We start from the raw sequence: 16,929 nt of genomic DNA on the forward strand, positions 1-16,929 counted from the left end.
AGTCCGATCCTCTACCGAGGATACCCGCTGTTACACCATCCCGCGGGACACGATCTGACAGTCCCGGCTTGACAAAAGGCAGGATACCGTAGCGGCAATGACGGAATTATGCCGTGCTGGCCAGCCTTCCGGCCATAAAATATCCGCAATAAATCGTCCGGGCGTGGCGGAATCCTAACCTATGTTGCCCAAACATATCATTTACGAAAAATTATGCATTGCAATGCAGCACCCGATTCACAAAGCGCCAGGCAGTCGCATAAATGATAAGGCGTAAAAATAATAGTGATAATTCCACATAGCTAGAAGCTAGGGGTCGCATGTTTTCAATTCGAACAAAGGGGCTACGCAGCAACGCAATTGGTAGCGTTACCATGATGGGCGCATTATCGCTCCCGATATTGGCGGGCATGATCGGTTTCGGCGTCGAACTCAGTAACGGCTATGCCGAACGCGTCGCCAATCAGAGCATTGCGGACATGGCTGCCTTGGCCGCTGCGAATGTGTATCTGGTCAACAAATCCGAAAGCGAGATGCTGGGAACCGCCAGGGAGATTACCCGTGGCTCCGGCCTGGTTGCCGATGCTGTCGCTGTTTCGATCGTGGATTCGCCCGACAGCAGTGGCGCACGCGCCGTCCGGGCCATCGTCACGACAACCCAACCCTATTTCTTTAGCCGCATATTCGGGCTGGGAACCAGTTTTGATGTTAGCGCAACCGCGTTTGCCAAACTGCCCCCCGCCTCATCGCCATGCATCATCGCGCTGGCGCAGAGTGCCAGCCATGGCGTTTCCGCAACGGGCGGGTCGGGCATTGCCGCCCCCGATTGCGCGATCTGGACGAATAGCGACGCCTATGCCGAAGGCGGATCGACGATCAGCGCCAAAGCGATCAGCGCGCACGGCGCGATCCACACGCCGCCCTATGACAGCAGCATCCAGGCTGATCTGAAGAAGGAGGGCGCTGCCCTTGTCAGCGATCCGTTGAGCGGTAACGCCGACATGCTCGCCGCCCGCGCCAGGATCGGCACGGTTACGCCAGTGCTGGTGCCGGTGCTGTCCGCGATCCCGTCTGTCGGCGTATCGGCGCCAAGCGCCCAGTTCCAGCGGACATGGTGGCCGGTCAACGCCTATGTCTATACCAACGGCGGCACGTCCGTTACCGGCGTGTGGGACGGCAGCGCATGGGTATTCCCTGGCGGCACCTATGATTTCGACACGATGTCGGTGACGGAAAATGTCGCGTTCAGCGGGCCGACGACCATCAATGTCCGCAACAACATCACCGGAATCTGGCCCGGCATCACCATTCGCGGCAACGGCACGATCAATGTCGGGGGAAGCATCCAGAACGCTGCGGCGATCAGGATAGAGGGCAACGGCACGATCAACACGCATGGCGATGTCGGTTTTGCCGGCGGCGGGACCGGATTGGTCATCACGGGCAGCGCCAATCTGAACGTCGGCGGCAGCGTCAACAACACCGGCGCCGGATTCTGGTTGGGCGACGGTGGTTCAGCCAATGTCGCCATTGGCGGCAACCTGATCGTTTCGGGCAGTTTTATAACGGGCAGTGGCAATTTCGCCATATTGGGCCGCACGACATTGCAGGGCAGTTCAACCACGTCGATCGGCGCAGGACGCCACTATTTCGGCCCGATCGATACCCAAGGCGCAACCAGCCTGACGGTCGGCGATGGCGATACCGACATCAACGGCAAATTGAATATAGGGGGTTCATCGTCGGTCCGTTTCGGGAACGGCGCCTTTGCCATCACCAAGGATAGCTGGGGCGATGGCAATGCGATATTGACCGGCGGCGGTTCCACGCTCGTCCTTGGCCACGGGGCTTTCAGCGCCAACGGCGCGATCCAGGCGGCTGGCACCATCACATTTGGCACGACCGCCAGCCACTATATCAACGGCGACCTGACGCTCAGCAGCAATGCGGTGTTCGGATCAGGCGCCTATTATATCAACGGCAATTTCCACAATACGACAACCGGCAGCATGACCGGCACCGACATCAGCTTCATCCTGTCGGGCGACGTCGTCCTGTCTGGCAGCGCCCATCTGGCCCTGACCGCGCCCACCGGCGGCGGAACCGGGGCAATCAGGGACTTTCTTTTCATCACCGACAGCAGCAGTGCCACGGTGATCGAAGGTGGCGGCAGCAGCATATTGGCAGGCATCATCTATGTCCCCAACTCGGTCCTGACCGTGCGCAGCGGTGGCCAGTTAAGTGGTGGCGGCAAATGCTGGAGCCTGGTGGCCCAGACGGTCACCGTCTTTGGTGGCGCCGGCGCCTCCACCTCCTCCTGCTCCCCCCTTTCCTCATCAGGGTCAGGCAGTAGCAGCGGGGTCTCGCTGGTCCGATGATCACACTCTCTTCCCTCATCGCACGCGCGCGTCGCGACCAGCGCGGCGTCGCCACCATCGAATTCGCCCTGTCGAGCATCTTCATTCTCAGCTTGCTGGTCGTCAGCGCCGATTTCGGCATCTACGCCCTGCACAAGCAGCGATTGAAGCGCGCCGTCAGCGAAGCATCCATTGCCGCGTTCAATGCGCGGACCAATGTGGACCCGGTAAAAGTCGCCCAATATGTGACCGCCAGCGCCCATATCGGCAGCACGCCGACCGTGAGCGTGACGTGCAATGACGGCAGCAGCTGCGTCAATGTCGCGCGCACCTGTGGTTGCATTTCGCCGACCAACGGGTCGTTCACAGCCCATGCGCAATGTGGAGCGACCTGTCCGTCAGGCGGGCTTTCCGGCTATTATCTCACCATCGCGGCCGAAGCGACCTACCACCATGTCGTGCTGCCCAATCCCTGGCTGGACGGCTCGAAAATCACCGCTCGTGTAACGGTGCGGATGCAATGAAGCTGCGCGCCATAAAGGAAGATCGCCGGGGAGCAACGATCATGGAATTCGCGCTCGTCGCGCCGCTCCTCCTGCTGTTCATCTTCGGCATCATCGAAGCCGGACGGGCCTTATGGTGCCTTCAGGTCGTTCAGGAGTCCGCCTATGCAACGGCGCGCTGTGTGGCCATCGGCGATCCTTCGTGCGCCGACGATGACGCGGCTAAACAATTTGCCGTGACCCATGTTGCGCGATCGGGCCTGACCCTGCCTTTGGCGGGCGTCACCATCGAAAAAAATGTCACATGCGACGGCATCGACGATATGGCCAGGGTCAGTCTGGCCCTGCCTTTTCAAATGACCGTTGGCAGGCTGGTCCCTGCTATGCCGACATCATTGAACAGTGCGGCCTGTATGCCGGCCGTCAGCACCCCGTGACCAGACCCCGAAAATATCCGGGTCGATTTCCAGCAGCGGCACCCGCGTCTCACTCCCGCGCCGCATATCGCCGCCCATGCCAAAGGTCACCACGCTGCTCCCCGCATCCCCCACGACCAGCGGGTCGAGCAGGATCGCGGCGTTCAGCCGGTCGCTGGTAACCTCCGTCAGCGTGCCGATCTGCGTCAGCGCGAAGAGTTGCCGGGCAAAGGCATAGGGCAGGCGGATGCAGCCATGGCTGGCCGGGTAGCCGGGATTATGCCCGGCGTGGAGCGCTATGCCGTCCCAGGTCAGCCGCTGCATGAACGGCATGGGCGCATTGCTGTAGAGGTTGGAGCGGTGCCACTGGCGCTTTTGCAGGATGGGGAAGCTGCCGGTGGGAGTGCGGTGCCCCTTCGTCCCCGTGGACACGCTGGCCGCGCCGATCAGCCGGTCGCCGCGATAGACATGCACCCGTTGCCGCGCGATACTGACGATCAGATAGAGCGGCCCGCCCGCAGCCTCGTCATCGGCCCAGCGAAAGCCCCCTGGTGCCAGCGGCATATCGGCCAGCTCCGCCCGCGCGGACGGAATGCCCATAGCCAGGCAGCACAGCAGGACGAACAGCCGGGGGAAAAGCATAAGCCTTTCTTAACCATAAGCCAGCTGCGCGCCAGAGGGTGGGATGCGCTTTACCGCATTGGTCCCGACTTGGGACAGGGGGAAAGACGCAGTATCTCGCCCTTCCTGTCTCCTCCCCCTTGAGGGGGAGGTTGGGTGGGGGTGTACTGCCGCCAGAGTTGACGCTCAGCTTCGCCTCGCTCCCCCTCCCCCGACCCCTCCCCGCTGGGGAGGGGAGATAGCTTAAATCAGCAGCATCTGCGCAACCGGCGCAAAGCTGCGCCGGTGCAGCGGCGTCGGTCCATGAGTCCGCAGCGCGGCCAGATGCTGCGCGCTGCCATAGCCCTTGTTGCTCTCCCATCCATAATGAGGGTGGCTGGCCGCCGCCTCCAGCATCATCCGGTCCCGTGCTTCCTTGGCCAATATGGAGGCCGCCGCGATCGACAGGCACAGCGCGTCCCCGCCCACGACCGCAGTGGCGGGCCAGCGCCAGTCCGGCACCCGGTTGCCATCGACCAGCACATGCTGGCAATCCTGCCCCAGCGCCTCGACCGCCCGCGTCATCGCCAGCATCGTTGCCCAGAGGATGTTGATCCGGTCGATCTCCTCGACACTGGCGACCCCAAGCCCCCAGCAGAGCGCGCGCGCCTTGATCTCCCCCTCCAGCGCCCCGCGTCGTTTGGCCGAGAGCTTTTTGCTGTCGTTGAGGCCTTCGGGGCAATCTTCCGCCCGCAGGATGACGGCGGCGGCTACCACCGGCCCGGCCAGCGGTCCCCTGCCCGCCTCATCCACCCCAGCGACCAGCTCCGGATGATGGCGCAGTTCATGGGCGAAATCAGGCATGAAAATGCGCAAGAAATTCTGGCGGCGCACCCATCGGCCCATGCCCGCCGCCCAGCCCCGGCGCGATCGTCAGCGCCGCGCGGACATAAGCGCGCGCCCGTGCAATCGCGGCACCCAACGCCATCCCCTGCCCCAGCCCGGTCGCAATCCCGCTGGCCAGCGTGCAGCCGGTGCCGTGGGTGTGCGGCGTGTCGATGCGCGGGTCGGTCCAGTCGGTGACCAGACCATTCGGGCCGACCAAGCGGTCAACCAGCAGCGCACCCACGCCATGCCCGCCCTTGGCCAGCACATGCGTGCCAAAGCGCGCGGCAATGCCTTCGCCGCCAAGCGCTGCCAGTTCGGGGATGTTGGGGGTCACTAGCGTGGCGATCGCCATCAATTTCTCGAACGCCGCGATTGTCGCCGCGTCGGCCAACACCGATCCGCTGGTCGCCACCATAACCGGATCAAAGACGATCGGCACGTCGCTCAGGCCGCTGAGCAGTTCCGCCACCGCCATCGCCGTCTCCGCCGATCCGATCATGCCGATCTTCACCGCATCGACGCCAATATCGTTGATGCAGCTGTGCATCTGCGCCAGCACCATGTCGGTCGGGATCGGGTGGACGCCCTGCACCCCCAGCGTATTCTGCGCGGTGATCGCGGTGATCGCGGTCATGGCGTGGCCGCCCAGCATCGTCACCGCCTTGATATCCGCCTGGATACCCGCACCGCCGCCACTGTCGGACCCGGCGATGATCAGGATGCGCGCGATGCTCATCCCTTATAGTGGCGCATGGTGGACGCAGGATTGCCCGCCAGCGCCTTGCCCGTGCGGCTCGGCCGGTCCATCAATTCGCCGCCGCAATTAGGGCAGCGATCATCCAATGCCTCGGCACAGGGCGCGCAAAAGGTGCATTCGAACGAGCAGATGAATGCGCCGGGTTCATCGGCGGGCAGGTCCGTGCCGCAGCGTTCGCAATCGGGGCGCATTTCAAGCATGGAGCCAACTCCCATCCTCGTCATCCCGGACCCGATCCGGGATCCAGAGCGCCAGGCGCTGAGAGAGCGACTCTGGATCCTGACTTTCGTCAGGATGACGGTGGAGAAATTCTCTCACGCCGCCGCCTTCTCGACCGCCGCGCAGATGCGATCGACCACGTCGCGCACCTGTTCCTCGCGGTCGCCTTCGGCCATGACCCGGATCACCGGTTCGGTGCCGGACGGGCGGATGACCAGACGGCCAACCCCGGTCAGCTCTGCCTCCGCCTGCGCGATGACGCGCTTGACGTCGTCATGCTCCAGCGGCTTGCCCCCGGAAAAGCGCACATTTTTGAGCAATTGCGGCACCGGGTCGAACTGGTGCAGCGTCTCGCTGGCGGGCTTGCCGGAACGGACGAGTGCGGCCAGCACCTGCAACGCGGCGACCGTTCCGTCGCCGGTAGTCGCATAGTCGGACAGGATCATATGGCCCGACTGTTCGCCGCCGACATTGAAACCACCGCTGCGCATCCGCTCCAGCACATAGCGATCGCCCACGCTGGTGCGCTCCAGCCCGATGCCCTGCCCGGTCAGGAAGCGCTCCAGCCCCAGATTGGACATTACCGTCGCCACCAGTCCGCCCCCGCGCAGCGTCCCCGCGCGCGCGAAATTGGCGGCGATCAGCGCCATGATCTGGTCACCGTCGACGATCTGGCCTTTCTCATCGACCACGATCAGCCGGTCCGCGTCTCCATCCAGCGCGATGCCGATATCCGCGCCCGACGACACGACGGTTTCCTGACACAGCAAAGGCGCGGTCGATCCGCAGCCGTCATTGATGTTGGTGCCGTTGGGATTGACGCCGACCGCCACGACAGTCGCGCCCAGTTCCCACAGGGCCGACGGCGCGACCTGATAGGCCGCGCCATTGGCGCAATCGATAACGATTTTCAGGCCATCGAGCCGCAGGTCGGCGGGGAAGCTGGATTTGACCGCATGGATATAGCGGCCACGCGCATCCTCGACCCGCCGGGCGCGGCCGATATCCTTGGACGCGGCGAGCGGCACCTGCTGATCGATCAGCGCCTCGATCTTCAGCTCATCTTCGTCCGACAGCTTGTAGCCGTCCGGCCCGAACAATTTGATACCATTGTCGAAATAGGGATTGTGGCTGGCCGAGATCATGACGCCAAGGTCGGCGCGCATCGAATGGGCCAGCATCGCGACGGCGGGTGTCGGGATCGGCCCGAACTGCACCACGTCCATGCCCACCGCGGTAAAGCCCGCGACCAGCGCATTTTCGACCATATAGCCCGACAGGCGCGTATCCTTGCCAATCACCACGCGATGGCGGTGGTCGCCGCGCTGGAAATGGGTCCCCGCCGCCATGCCGACCTGCATCGCCAGTTGCGCCGTCATCGGCCATGCGTTGGTGCGCCCGCGTATGCCGTCGGTGCCGAAATATCGTCTGGTCATGCGTTTCTCATGCACCGGGGAGGCGCCCCGTATCAACCCCAGAACCGTTCGGGCTGAGCGGGAGGAGAGAAAGCCCAAGTTTTTCTTGATCGACTTTCCAGCGGCCTCGCGGCATCCCGACGCGATGGACAGTTTCAATGGGTTTATCGACGCGCTTTCGGGCGCGGTGTTTTTCAAGGTGCCGGTGGCGGGCGCGCAGATCGAACTGATCGTGCTGTATCTGGCACTGCCGATGCTGTTCTTTACGCTCTGGCTGGGCTTTCCCAACATTACCCAGGTCGGCCGCGCGATCCGCATCCTGCGCACCCAGCCGGACAAGGGCGAAGCGCAGGGCGATGTCAGCCAGTGGGCAGCGCTCAGCACCGCGCTGTCCGGCACGATCGGGCTTGGCAATATTGCGGGCGTCGCGGTGGCGCTGACAATGGGCGGGCCGGGCGCGATATTGTGGATGTTCATCATCGGCTGGTTCGCGATGACGGTGAAGATGGCGGAGGTCACGCTGGGCCTGAAATATCGCGTGTTTGACGCACAGGGCCATGTCCATGGCGGGCCGATGTATGTGTTGAAAGCGGTTGGCGCCGCGCGCGGCTGGCCAAGGATCGGCATGATGCTGGGCGGCGCCTATGCCTTCTTCGCCCTGTTCGGCGCGATCCCGATGGTGCAGGTGAACCAGAGTTTCGCGCAGGTGAAGGTCGTTACCGGCCTTTCCAATGGCTGGGCCTATGGCGTATTCCTCGCCGGAGCCGTCGCGCTGGTGACGCTGGGTGGCGCGGCCTGGCTGGGGGAGGTCGCCAAGCGGCTGACCCCCCTGAAGGTCGCGGTCTATCTGGCGGGCGTGCTGGCGATACTGATCCTGCATCTGGACGCCATTCCGGGCGCACTGGCGCTGATCTGGGACGGGGCGTGGAGCGGTCAGGCGGCGACCGGCGGCGCGGTGGGCGCGTTCGTCGCGGGGATGCGCCGCGCCGTGTTTGCGAGTGAGGCAGGCGTCGGGTCGGCGGTGATGGCGCATAGTTTGGCGCGGGCGCGGCATCCGGTGTCCGAAGGGCTGGTCGCGCTGCTCGAACCCCTGCTCGGCACGATGATCGTTTGCGCGCTCGGCGGACTGGCGCTGGTCGTTGCCGGAACATGGAATACGGGGCTGGAGGGAATTGCGATCACGTCGGCCGCCTTTGCGCAGGTGTCGCCCTGGTTCCCCTGGCTGCTGGCGGTCGTGGTGTTCCTGTTCGCTTACTCGACGCTGGTGGCATGGGGCTTTTATGGCTTGCAGGCCTGGGGCTATCTGTTCGGCCATGGCCCGCGCGCGCAATGGACCTACAAGATCCTCTACATCGTCGCCCTGCCGCCCGCCGCCGCGATCGACCTTGGCCGCGTCGTCGGCATCGTCGACAGCAGTTTCTTCCTGATGGCTATCCCCAATGTCATCGCGCTGTATCTGTGCGCAGGCGAGTTGCGGCGGGACGTGCGCGCCTATCTGGCGGACAAAGAAAACCCCGCCGGATAAGGGCGGGGCTTTCTCCTGCTTGGGAGCAACTCAAATTCAGATCTTGTCGCCGAGCGCACCCTTGACCGAACCGGCGACGTCCTGTGCCGTGCCCTTGGCCTTCTGCGCCTTGCCTTCGGACTCCAGACGCTCATTGTCGGTCGCCTTGCCGATGCCTTCCTTGACGGCACCAGCAACCTTGTTGCCAGCGGCCTTCAGCTTGTCGGTTGCTTCACCCATCTGATTTACTCCTTGCGTGATTTCCACATGTTAAACGAGCGCATGGAGAAAGGGTTTCCGTCGGACCGCAGGCGTAACGTTACTTTTCAATCACATCGCGGCGCATCGGCGCGAGTTTGAACAGAAAACGGTTCTGCGCCTGAAAGCTCACGCCCTCCTCGCCCATTGCCCGCTGGAGCGTTTCAACGAGACGATTCATATCAGCCTTCTGCACGCCCAGATCCTTGTGCGCGCTGGCCATATCGCGCCCGGTATAGTCGCACCCGGCGTTCAGGATGAAACAGAATTGCTCGAACAGGGTGCGCTTCAGGCGGACCTGATCATGATTGGCGAAAATCTCGCCAATCACCGGATCGGCAAAGTTGATCGTAACGAAGCGGTCGACGATGCGGCGGATGCCGTCCTGCCCGCCAAAGGCCTTGGCCATGCCGTCCCCCTCAAACGGTGCGGCCCCGGCATGGCGGTTATCGGCCACATAGGGGTCGACGGCGGTTTCGCCTGGCAGCGCATGGGGGGCCTGCAACAGCAGCAGCGACAGGATCAGGGACATGGGATTGCGTCCTTTAGAAGGCGGTCTGAAGCTGGAGAAAAACGCCGCGCTGCTTCTTCACCGTGGCGATCGATCCCAGATCAGCATAGGCAATCGTCGCGGTGACATTGCGGCTGATCGCGACGGCGGCAAAGGCGTCAAACCAGTCATCCTCCCGCGCGATATTGAGATTGTCGGGCTTGCGCCGATATTCCCCGCCAATCGCGATGCGGCGCGACAATTGCCAGGCGGCCGATCCTTCAAACTGGAGCGTATGCCCACCCTGCTTGCCGCCGCCAAAGCCCAGCAGCCCCATCTGGTTCGCCTTGGTCAGACGCGCGGTGCCGGACAGAAGGATGGAACGGGAGAGGAATAATTTGCTGACGGAGGCATAATAATCGACGCCCTCGTCATTCTTCGCGCCAATTGCGCGGACGATCGCCCCTTGATTATTATTTTTATACTGGATGCCGACTGCGATGGCGGGCAGCCGGTCATAGACCAGATCACCCGCAAGCCTGACCTTCGCGCCGAAAATATCCTGCGAAAAGGCAAAATCCTTGCCCAGTCCCAGCGCCGCGCCAATCTCGTTCGTGTTGAAATCCTGATGCGTGTAGCTCAGTTCGATCCGGTCGCGGATGCCGATCGCCACACCCGCGCTCTGATAGTCATAATCCTTGACCTCGACCAGCGTGCCATGGGCCGACAGGCCGATGCCGTCGGATGTCTCATTGCCTGCGATGACCGCCCAGGGGGTCAGGCCACCGCCTGACGCGCCTTCCAGCGAAGTGATGCCATTGGTCAGCAACAATTTGCCGCCATTGCGGATCGGTCTGGCCATGCCCTGTTGCGGCGACACAGCGGCCAGCGTGAGGGCAGCAAGCAGGAGAGGACGGAAACAGGTCATGATCGGCTGTTAGGCAGATCATGGTTAAAATAGGGTTTGCCGCCCTAACCCTCCGAAAATCTGATCCAAAATGAACTAAACATTTGTTCAATATTTCCATTTACCAAGAGTAACCATGAACGAGTCACGCCTACTCCTTGCTGCCCTGTCTTTGATCGCCAGTCCGGCAATCGCGGGTGACCTTGATCTTCGGATCGTCGATTCCGCTGGTCGCCCGGTCAGTGACGCGGTCGTCACCGTTCGCCCCGCGGGCGGCATCCCGGCCGGGCCGATCCGCTTCCCCTGGGGCACGACGATGGTGCAGCAGAATATCGCCTTTGCGCCCCATGTTCTGATCGTGCCCGTCGGCGCGACGGTGAAATTCCCCAACAAGGACAAGGTGCGGCACCATGTCTATTCCTTCTCCAAACCCGCCAAGTTTGAAATCAAGCTGTTCGGGCAGGATGAAAGCCGCAGCTATACCTTTACCAGCGCGGGCGCGGTGGCGCTGGGCTGCAATATTCACGACGCGATGAGCGGCTTCATCAAGGTGGTCGACACCCCCTTTGCCACCAAGAGCAATGCCGCAGGGCAAGCGCGGATCAACGGGTTGGCGACCGGCACGGCGCAGGTCACGGTGTGGCATCCGCTGCTCAAGGGCAAGGATAATGAACTGCTGATCAACCTGCCCATTCCCGGCAGCGGCACGGTGAGCAAGAGCGTGCCATTGGCGTTGCGCGCCTCCAGATGACCCGCGCGCTCCGCCTGAAACGACTATGGCGGCGCTGGCGGCGCGCGGCGCAGTCGACCCTGACGATCAGGATGACGCTCTTTTACGGCGCGTTGTTCGTAGCGGTGACGACGCTGACCCTGTTCGGCACGCGCAATGCCATCGAAAGCTATGCCGAAAATGTCATCCGGCGCGAAATGAACGTCGGCAGCGCGCTGTTCGACCGGATTTCAGCGATGCAGCTGCGCCAGCTTGGCCAGGGGGCCGATGTGCTGGCCAGCGATTTCGGCTTCCGCGAGGCGGTAGGCACCGGTGACGCCCCGACGATCGAGTCCGCGCTGCATAGTCTGGAAGGGCGCTTCCAGCTCGACCATGCGCTGTTCGTCGGCGTCGATGGCACGGTGGTGGGCGACATCAAGGATTTGAGCCGCCCGGAACAGGATCAGCTTTACGACGCGCTCGACGCCGGGCGGACGCAGGGCGTCGTGCGATGGGGCAGCGACAGCCATATCGCGGCTGCCGCACCGGTGCGCGCGCCGATGCTGACCGGCTGGGTCGTGTTCGCCCGCAACATGGGTCCGGCGGACCTCAACGCGCTGGCGAAACTCTCCTCGATCGACCTGCATCCGCAACTCATGCCGCTCTCGCGCGTCGCGCGGGCGGACAAGGCCGATGGCGGCCTGCGCGAAGTCATGCGCGATGGCGAACTCATGCTGGTGCAGACCCGGCCAGTCGAAACGCTGATCGAGACGGCGCCGGAAATGCTGGTGCTGGAATATAGTCTGACCCGCGCCATGGCGGGCTATGCCCCGATCCTCTGGGCCTTGTTCGGCTTTGGCGCGATTGGCGGCGTGCTGGCGGTGGCTGGCGTATTTGCGGCTTCCCGCCGCCTGACCCAGCCGATCGTCGCGCTGGAGGCCGCCGCCCGCAAGGTGAGCGCAGGCGAACATGCCCAGGTGAAGGTCGAGACGCGCGACGAAATCGGCCGTCTGGCGCAAAGCTTCAACCGCATGGTCGATGCAGTCGAGGCGCGCGAGGCGCAGATCGCGCACATGGCGTTCCACGACGCGCTGACCGGCCTGCCCAACCGGGCGATGCTGCGCGAACAGGTCGCGCTGGGCCTGACCCGCGCCGAGGGCGGCCATCTGATGCTGTTCAGCGTCGACATCGACAATTTCAAATCGATCAACGAATCGCTTGGCCATCCGATCGGCGACGCCCTGCTGTGCGAAGTCGGCACGCGCCTGGCCGCGACCTGCCCCAGCGGCTTTGTCGCCCGACTGGCGGGGGACGAATTTGCGGTCAAACTGCGCGCAGGCGGACAGACCGCCGATCAGGCCGGTCGCGCCATCGTCGCGGCCATGGCCGAACCTTTCGATATTGACGGCCATCGCATCATCGTCAGCGCCAGCGTCGGCATCGCGCTCAGTCCGCAGGACGGGGCGGACGCGACCAGCCTGCTCAAAAATGCCGAACTCGCGCTGCACCGGGCCAAGAGCGAGGGCAAGGGCAGCCATCGCTTCTTCGAAAGCGCCATGGATGCCGAGGCGCAGGCCCGCCGCGCGCTGGAAACCGACCTGCACGACGCGCTGCGCAATGGCGAACTGGCCCTGCATTTCCAGCCGCTCTTTGGCCTGTCGCAAAATCGCGTCACCGCGTTTGAAGCGCTGCTGCGTTGGCAGCATCCCACGCGCGGCATGGTGTCGCCGGTCAATTTCATCCCGCTGGCGGAAGAAACCGGCCTCATCATCCCCATCGGCGAATGGGCGCTGCACGAAGCCTGCCGGATCGCCGCGACCTGGCCCGACCATATTCGCGTCGCCGTCAACATATCGCCGATCCAGTTTCGCAGCCCGAATCTGACCGCCGTGGTCTTGCAGGCGCTGGCGCGGTCCGGCATCGCGCCCAACCGGCTGGAGCTGGAAATCACCGAAAGCCTGTTCATCGACAATGTCGAGGCGACGCTGTCCTCGCTCCACAGCCTGCGCGCGCTGGGCGTGCGGGTGGCGCTCGACGATTTCGGCACCGGCTATAGCTCGCTCAGCTATTTGCGCAGCTTCCCCTTCGACAAGCTCAAGATCGACCGCAGCTTCATCGTCGATCTGCTGGAGCATAAGGGCGCGACCGCCATCATCCGCGCAATCACGACGCTGGCCGACGCGCTGGGGATCGAAACCACCGCCGAGGGCGTGGAGCATAGCGAACAGCTCGACATATTGCGCGCAGAAGGGTGCGGCCAGATCCAGGGCTATCTGTTCAGCCGCCCGATCCCGGCGCAGGATGTCGAGGCGCTGCTGGGCAAGCTCGACGGCGCGCGCAAGGCGGCTTAGCGCGTCGTCGCTCTTGGCTGAAACTCCACCTCCGTTCGTTTCGCGCGAAGTCGAGAAACGTCACACACAGGTTTCTCCACTTCGCTTGAAACGAACGGAGATTAGGGGCCTAGGTGCTTATTCGCGCGGCGACGATCCGTTCGATCAGCACCACATCGTCCACCTTGTCCGCATCGATGCAGGCTTCGGCCTTTTCCATAGCGACCAGCCGGGCAACCAATCCAAAACGCCGCCCGATCCGGGTTATGCCGCCGCGCAACGTCAATATGCGCAACAACGTGCCGATCAGCGCGATCGGACCAAAGGCCGACACGATCTTCCAGCCCTTCTTGCGGTCCTGCTCTACCTCCTGCCACAATGCGATGACAGGCCGCGCCCGGTCACTGCCGAACCAGAAGATATTGGCCCCCGACCACCAGCCATCGCGAAATTTGAGCCAGGTGCGACGCGACCCCGGATAGCGCGCCAGCAATGTGCGCCGCTCTACCATGGCGACGGCAATGTCCGCGCCCGTCGCCTCAGCGGTAAACTGGTCGAGCATCGCGTTATCGAGCAGCACATGGTCGGCGGTGGTGAGCAAAATTGGAAATGGCACATCGCCCCGCTCCAGCAGCGCCAGCAGCGAGGAAGCAATCCCTGCGCCGCTCTGCTCGAACCGGACATGCGGGTGCGTCAGCAACCATGCCGTCGCGGGATCGGCAGCAAAGGTATCAGGCGATTGGGTGAGAACAATCACCTGCCCCACCGCCGGATGGGCCAGCAACGCGCGGGCCGGATGATTGATCATCGGCTCGCCCGCCACCGGCACCAGCGGCTTGATCGCCACCCCTGCCGCCACGGCGAGAGGATCAGCCGTCGGCCTTGATCCGGCGAGCAGGATGGCGGTGATGGGCTCGGTCATGACTGCCCTCTAGCCAAGGGAGCGCGGCGCGCAAAGCGAGTTATACAGTTTGTGTCGCCCAAATCCTGCTATCGCAAATCGATCCATACCCACTTTACTCGTCACCCTGAACTTGTCTGAGCCGTTGAATGATAGAGATATCGCAGCGGCTCCGGCGGGGAGATCATTTCATCCTTGGGCGCACGAGCCCCCAGTTCAGCGTGATTACCCCTCCGCACGGTTATCGAACCCGAACAGTCGCTTGGGCTGAACTTGTTTCAGGATCCATCGTGCGCCAAAAGCCGCCGCTCGTGACGAGAAATGGACCATGGGCCGCAGGTCAGCGCAGCTAAACAAGTTCAGGGTGACGAGTTAAGGTGAGCGCGGTTCCATGTGCGATAGCCCTGCCTAACAGGACAGGATGCGATTACGCCACAAACCCCGCCACCGCCGCGTCATATTCCGCCTTCAACCCCGCGATGAACGCGCCAGCGGGCTGCACCTTAGTCACCGCGCCGATCCCCTGCCCGCATCCCCACACATCGCGCCAAGCCTTCTTGTCGGTCATCGCGCTGGCGAAATCCATGTCCGCCGCCTTGGGCAGCGCGTCCGGGTCCATGCCCGATGCAACGATGCTGGGGCGCAGATAATTGCCGTGGACGCCGGTGAACACGTCGGAATAGACGATGTCGTCGGCGTGGCTGTCCACGATCATCTGCTTGTAGGCGGCGTCGGCATTGGCCTCGCTCGTGGCGATGAAGGGTGACCCCATATAGGCCAGGTCCGCCCCCATCATCCGCGCCGCCGCGATCGCCCGGCCCGTCGCGATCGACCCGGACAGGGCCAGCGGCCCGTCGAACCACTGGCGTATTTCCTGAACCAGGGCGAAGGGCGAGAGCGTCCCGGCATGGCCACCCGCTCCCGCAGCGACGGCGATCAGCCCGTCCGCGCCCTTCTCTATCGCCTTGCGCGCGAAACGATCGTTGATAATGTCGTGCAGCACGATCCCGCCATAACTGTGGATCGCCTCATTCACCTTTTCCTGCGCGCCCAGCGACGTGATGATGATCGGCACGCGATATTTGACGCACAGCGCCAGATCCTCCTCCAGCCGGGGATTGGTCTTGTGGACGATCAGGTTGACGGCAAAGGGCGCGTCCTTGTCGGTCAGTTCCGCCTGAAGCCGTTGCAGCCAGCTTTCGAACACGCCCGAAGGCCGGGCATTGAGCGAGGGGAAAGCGCCGACAATGCCCGCGCGGCACTGGGCGATGACCAGTTCGGGCTGCGATATGATGAACATCGGCGATCCGATCAGCGGCAACGACAAACGGCCTTGAAGCGATGTCGGCAGGGTCATGATCGCGGCTCTCCTTCATTGTTCGCTATCCGCGCTATCATTCGCCGGGCCGCAGAAAAAGGCCAAATCTGCTGTATTGATGATATAATACAGTCATGCTATGAAGGCACATAATCAACAGTCCTTTGGAGCTGGACGATGTATAGCGAGAGCGATCTACAGGATGCCGTAGCGGCCGGGGTGATCCCGGCGCAAAGTGCGCAGGCGCTGCGCGACCATGTCGCCCGGTTGCGGTCCAGCCCGGTGGTGGATGAAGAATCCTTCCGCCTGCTGACCGGCTTCAACGATATTTTCGTGTCGATCGCTGGCGTCATCCTGCTGGTCGCTGTGGGCTGGCTGGGCAACAGCGTGCGGCTGGGCGCGGCGGAACATCATCCCTCGCTGATGTCGGGCCTGCTGGTCGCGGCGACCAGCTGGGGGCTGGCCGAATATTTCACCCGCCAGCGGCGCATGGCGCTGCCCTCCATCCTGCTGCTGGCAGGCTTTGTCGGCGGTGTCGCCTTTTCGCTTGGCGCGCTGGCGGCGCAATTCTTCCCCGATGCGGGACATCGCGGCGGCGCGCTGATCCTGTCGGGCGTGGCTGCGTTCAGCGCCTTGGCGGCCTTCGCGCACTGGCGGCGCTTCATGGTGCCGATCACGGTCGCGGCGGGCGCAGGCGCGGCGGCGCTCGTCGTCGCCAGCCTGATCATTGCGGCGGTGCCTTTCAATCAGACACTGCCCTTCCTGCTGCTGCTCGCCGGCGGTCTCACCATTTTCGCCTTCGCGATGTGGTGGGACATGTCCGACCGCAGCCGCATCACCCGCCGGTCGGATGTCGCCTTCTGGCTGCACCTGACCGCTGCGCCGATGATCGCCCATTCGCTGTTCCATCTGCTGGGCGTGTTCGACGGCGATGACATCAGCGTGGCCAAGGCGCTGATGGTGATCGCCCTCTATGTCGCCTTTGGCCTTGTCGCCCTGGCGATCGACCGGCGCGCGCTGCTGGTGTCCAGCCTCGCCTATGTCCTCTTCGCCCTCTACGCCCTGTTCAAGCAGGCAGGCGCGGTCGAACTCTCCGCCGCCTTCACCGCGCTGGTGATCGGCTCCTCGCTGCTGCTGCTCTCCGCGCTCTGGCACCATGCCCGCACGCTGGTGGTCAGCGGCCTGCCCCCGGTCCTGACCGACAAGCTGCCCTATCTGGACCGCGCACCGGCGTAAAAATTCCTCCCCAAGCTTGCCTTGGGGAGGAATTGCGAAACTCAGACACTCTCAAATAGTGTCGTCATTCCCGCGCAGGCGGGAATCCATCTCCCAACCTATCCACTTGATTGTAGGTCAG

Annotated in this window: 17 protein-coding genes; 7 read left to right on the forward strand and 10 right to left on the reverse strand. The window is 63.4% G+C overall.

Features of this window, described 5'->3' with window-relative positions; all coding sequences use genetic code 11:
- Window positions 1–374 precede the first annotated feature (374 nt).
- The 3 genes from ACODR8_RS04745 to ACODR8_RS04755 are packed head-to-tail and all read left to right on the forward strand — an operon-like array spanning window position 375 to window position 3,297.
- The gene (locus ACODR8_RS04745; RefSeq protein ID WP_489006197.1) at window positions 375–2,378 is read left to right on the forward strand and encodes a pilus assembly protein TadG-related protein; all 2,004 of its coding nucleotides are present in this window, start codon (window positions 375–377) and stop codon (window positions 2,376–2,378) included.
- A complete protein-coding gene (locus ACODR8_RS04750; protein ID WP_489006198.1) occupies window positions 2,375–2,881 on the forward strand; it encodes a TadE/TadG family type IV pilus assembly protein in 507 nt (168 codons plus the stop codon). Before ACODR8_RS04745 ends, ACODR8_RS04750 begins: the two co-directional genes overlap by 4 nt.
- Window positions 2,878–3,297 (forward strand): TadE/TadG family type IV pilus assembly protein, encoded by a 420-nt coding sequence (locus ACODR8_RS04755; RefSeq protein WP_489006199.1) that lies wholly within the window; start codon window positions 2,878–2,880, stop codon window positions 3,295–3,297. The genes ACODR8_RS04750 and ACODR8_RS04755 overlap by 4 nt, the downstream gene beginning before the upstream one ends.
- Here ACODR8_RS04755 and ACODR8_RS04760 read toward each other — a convergent pair.
- From ACODR8_RS04760 to glmM, 5 genes are all read right to left on the reverse strand, one after another.
- Window positions 3,253–3,918, reverse strand: coding sequence for a L,D-transpeptidase family protein (locus tag ACODR8_RS04760; RefSeq protein WP_489006200.1), 666 nt, complete (start codon window positions 3,916–3,918; stop codon window positions 3,253–3,255). The genes ACODR8_RS04755 and ACODR8_RS04760 overlap by 45 nt on opposite strands.
- A gap of 222 nt (window positions 3,919–4,140) precedes the next feature.
- The gene (gene rnhB / locus ACODR8_RS04765; protein ID WP_489006201.1) at window positions 4,141–4,740 is read right to left on the reverse strand and encodes a ribonuclease HII; all 600 of its coding nucleotides are present in this window, start codon (window positions 4,738–4,740) and stop codon (window positions 4,141–4,143) included.
- Entirely contained in the window at window positions 4,733–5,500 is a 768-nt protein-coding gene (gene thiD, locus ACODR8_RS04770; protein ID WP_489006202.1) for a bifunctional hydroxymethylpyrimidine kinase/phosphomethylpyrimidine kinase, read from the reverse strand. Before thiD ends, rnhB begins: the two co-directional genes overlap by 8 nt.
- Complete coding sequence (locus tag ACODR8_RS04775; protein ID WP_489006203.1) at window positions 5,497–5,721, reverse strand: DUF1272 domain-containing protein; 225 nt, start codon at window positions 5,719–5,721, stop codon at window positions 5,497–5,499. Before ACODR8_RS04775 ends, thiD begins: the two co-directional genes overlap by 4 nt.
- Window positions 5,722–5,835: 114 nt before the next feature.
- Complete coding sequence (glmM, locus tag ACODR8_RS04780) at window positions 5,836–7,176, reverse strand: phosphoglucosamine mutase (protein WP_217673302.1); 1,341 nt, start codon at window positions 7,174–7,176, stop codon at window positions 5,836–5,838.
- A 124-nt stretch (window positions 7,177–7,300) separates the two neighbouring features.
- Between glmM and ACODR8_RS04785 the strand changes: the two genes are divergently transcribed.
- Window positions 7,301–8,680, forward strand: a complete 1,380-nt coding sequence (locus ACODR8_RS04785; RefSeq protein WP_489006480.1) for an alanine/glycine:cation symporter family protein — start codon at window positions 7,301–7,303, stop codon at window positions 8,678–8,680.
- A gap of 36 nt (window positions 8,681–8,716) precedes the next feature.
- Here the strand turns inward: ACODR8_RS04785 and ACODR8_RS04790 are convergent, their stop codons facing one another.
- From ACODR8_RS04790 to ACODR8_RS04800, 3 genes are all read right to left on the reverse strand, one after another.
- The gene (locus ACODR8_RS04790) at window positions 8,717–8,899 is read right to left on the reverse strand and encodes a CsbD family protein (protein WP_489006204.1); all 183 of its coding nucleotides are present in this window, start codon (window positions 8,897–8,899) and stop codon (window positions 8,717–8,719) included.
- A gap of 79 nt (window positions 8,900–8,978) precedes the next feature.
- On the reverse strand, window positions 8,979–9,449 hold the full coding sequence (locus tag ACODR8_RS04795; protein WP_489006205.1) for a group I truncated hemoglobin: 471 nt from the start codon (window positions 9,447–9,449) through the stop codon (window positions 8,979–8,981).
- 13 nt (window positions 9,450–9,462) lie between these two features.
- On the reverse strand, window positions 9,463–10,335 hold the full coding sequence (locus ACODR8_RS04800; RefSeq protein WP_489006206.1) for a DUF3034 family protein: 873 nt from the start codon (window positions 10,333–10,335) through the stop codon (window positions 9,463–9,465).
- Between the two features lie 115 nt (window positions 10,336–10,450).
- Here ACODR8_RS04800 and ACODR8_RS04805 point away from each other — a divergent pair, with 115 nt between their 5' ends.
- Window positions 10,451–11,065, forward strand: coding sequence for a cupredoxin domain-containing protein (locus ACODR8_RS04805; RefSeq protein WP_489006207.1), 615 nt, complete (start codon window positions 10,451–10,453; stop codon window positions 11,063–11,065).
- Complete coding sequence (locus ACODR8_RS04810; RefSeq protein ID WP_489006208.1) at window positions 11,062–13,374, forward strand: putative bifunctional diguanylate cyclase/phosphodiesterase; 2,313 nt, start codon at window positions 11,062–11,064, stop codon at window positions 13,372–13,374. Before ACODR8_RS04805 ends, ACODR8_RS04810 begins: the two co-directional genes overlap by 4 nt.
- A 109-nt stretch (window positions 13,375–13,483) precedes the next feature.
- Here ACODR8_RS04810 and ACODR8_RS04815 read toward each other — a convergent pair whose 3' ends face one another.
- The gene (locus ACODR8_RS04815) at window positions 13,484–14,275 is read right to left on the reverse strand and encodes a nucleotidyltransferase family protein (protein WP_489006209.1); all 792 of its coding nucleotides are present in this window, start codon (window positions 14,273–14,275) and stop codon (window positions 13,484–13,486) included.
- Window positions 14,276–14,681: 406 nt separating this feature from the next.
- The gene (locus ACODR8_RS04820) at window positions 14,682–15,611 is read right to left on the reverse strand and encodes an NAD(P)H-dependent flavin oxidoreductase (protein ID WP_489006210.1); all 930 of its coding nucleotides are present in this window, start codon (window positions 15,609–15,611) and stop codon (window positions 14,682–14,684) included.
- Between the two features lie 138 nt (window positions 15,612–15,749).
- Here ACODR8_RS04820 and ACODR8_RS04825 point away from each other — a divergent pair, with 138 nt between their 5' ends.
- Entirely contained in the window at window positions 15,750–16,808 is a 1,059-nt protein-coding gene (locus ACODR8_RS04825; RefSeq protein WP_489006211.1) for a hypothetical protein, read from the forward strand.
- The last annotated feature ends 121 nt before the right edge of the window (window positions 16,809–16,929 follow it).

It is taken from the genome of Sphingobium sp. FG58 (genome assembly GCF_057809055.1).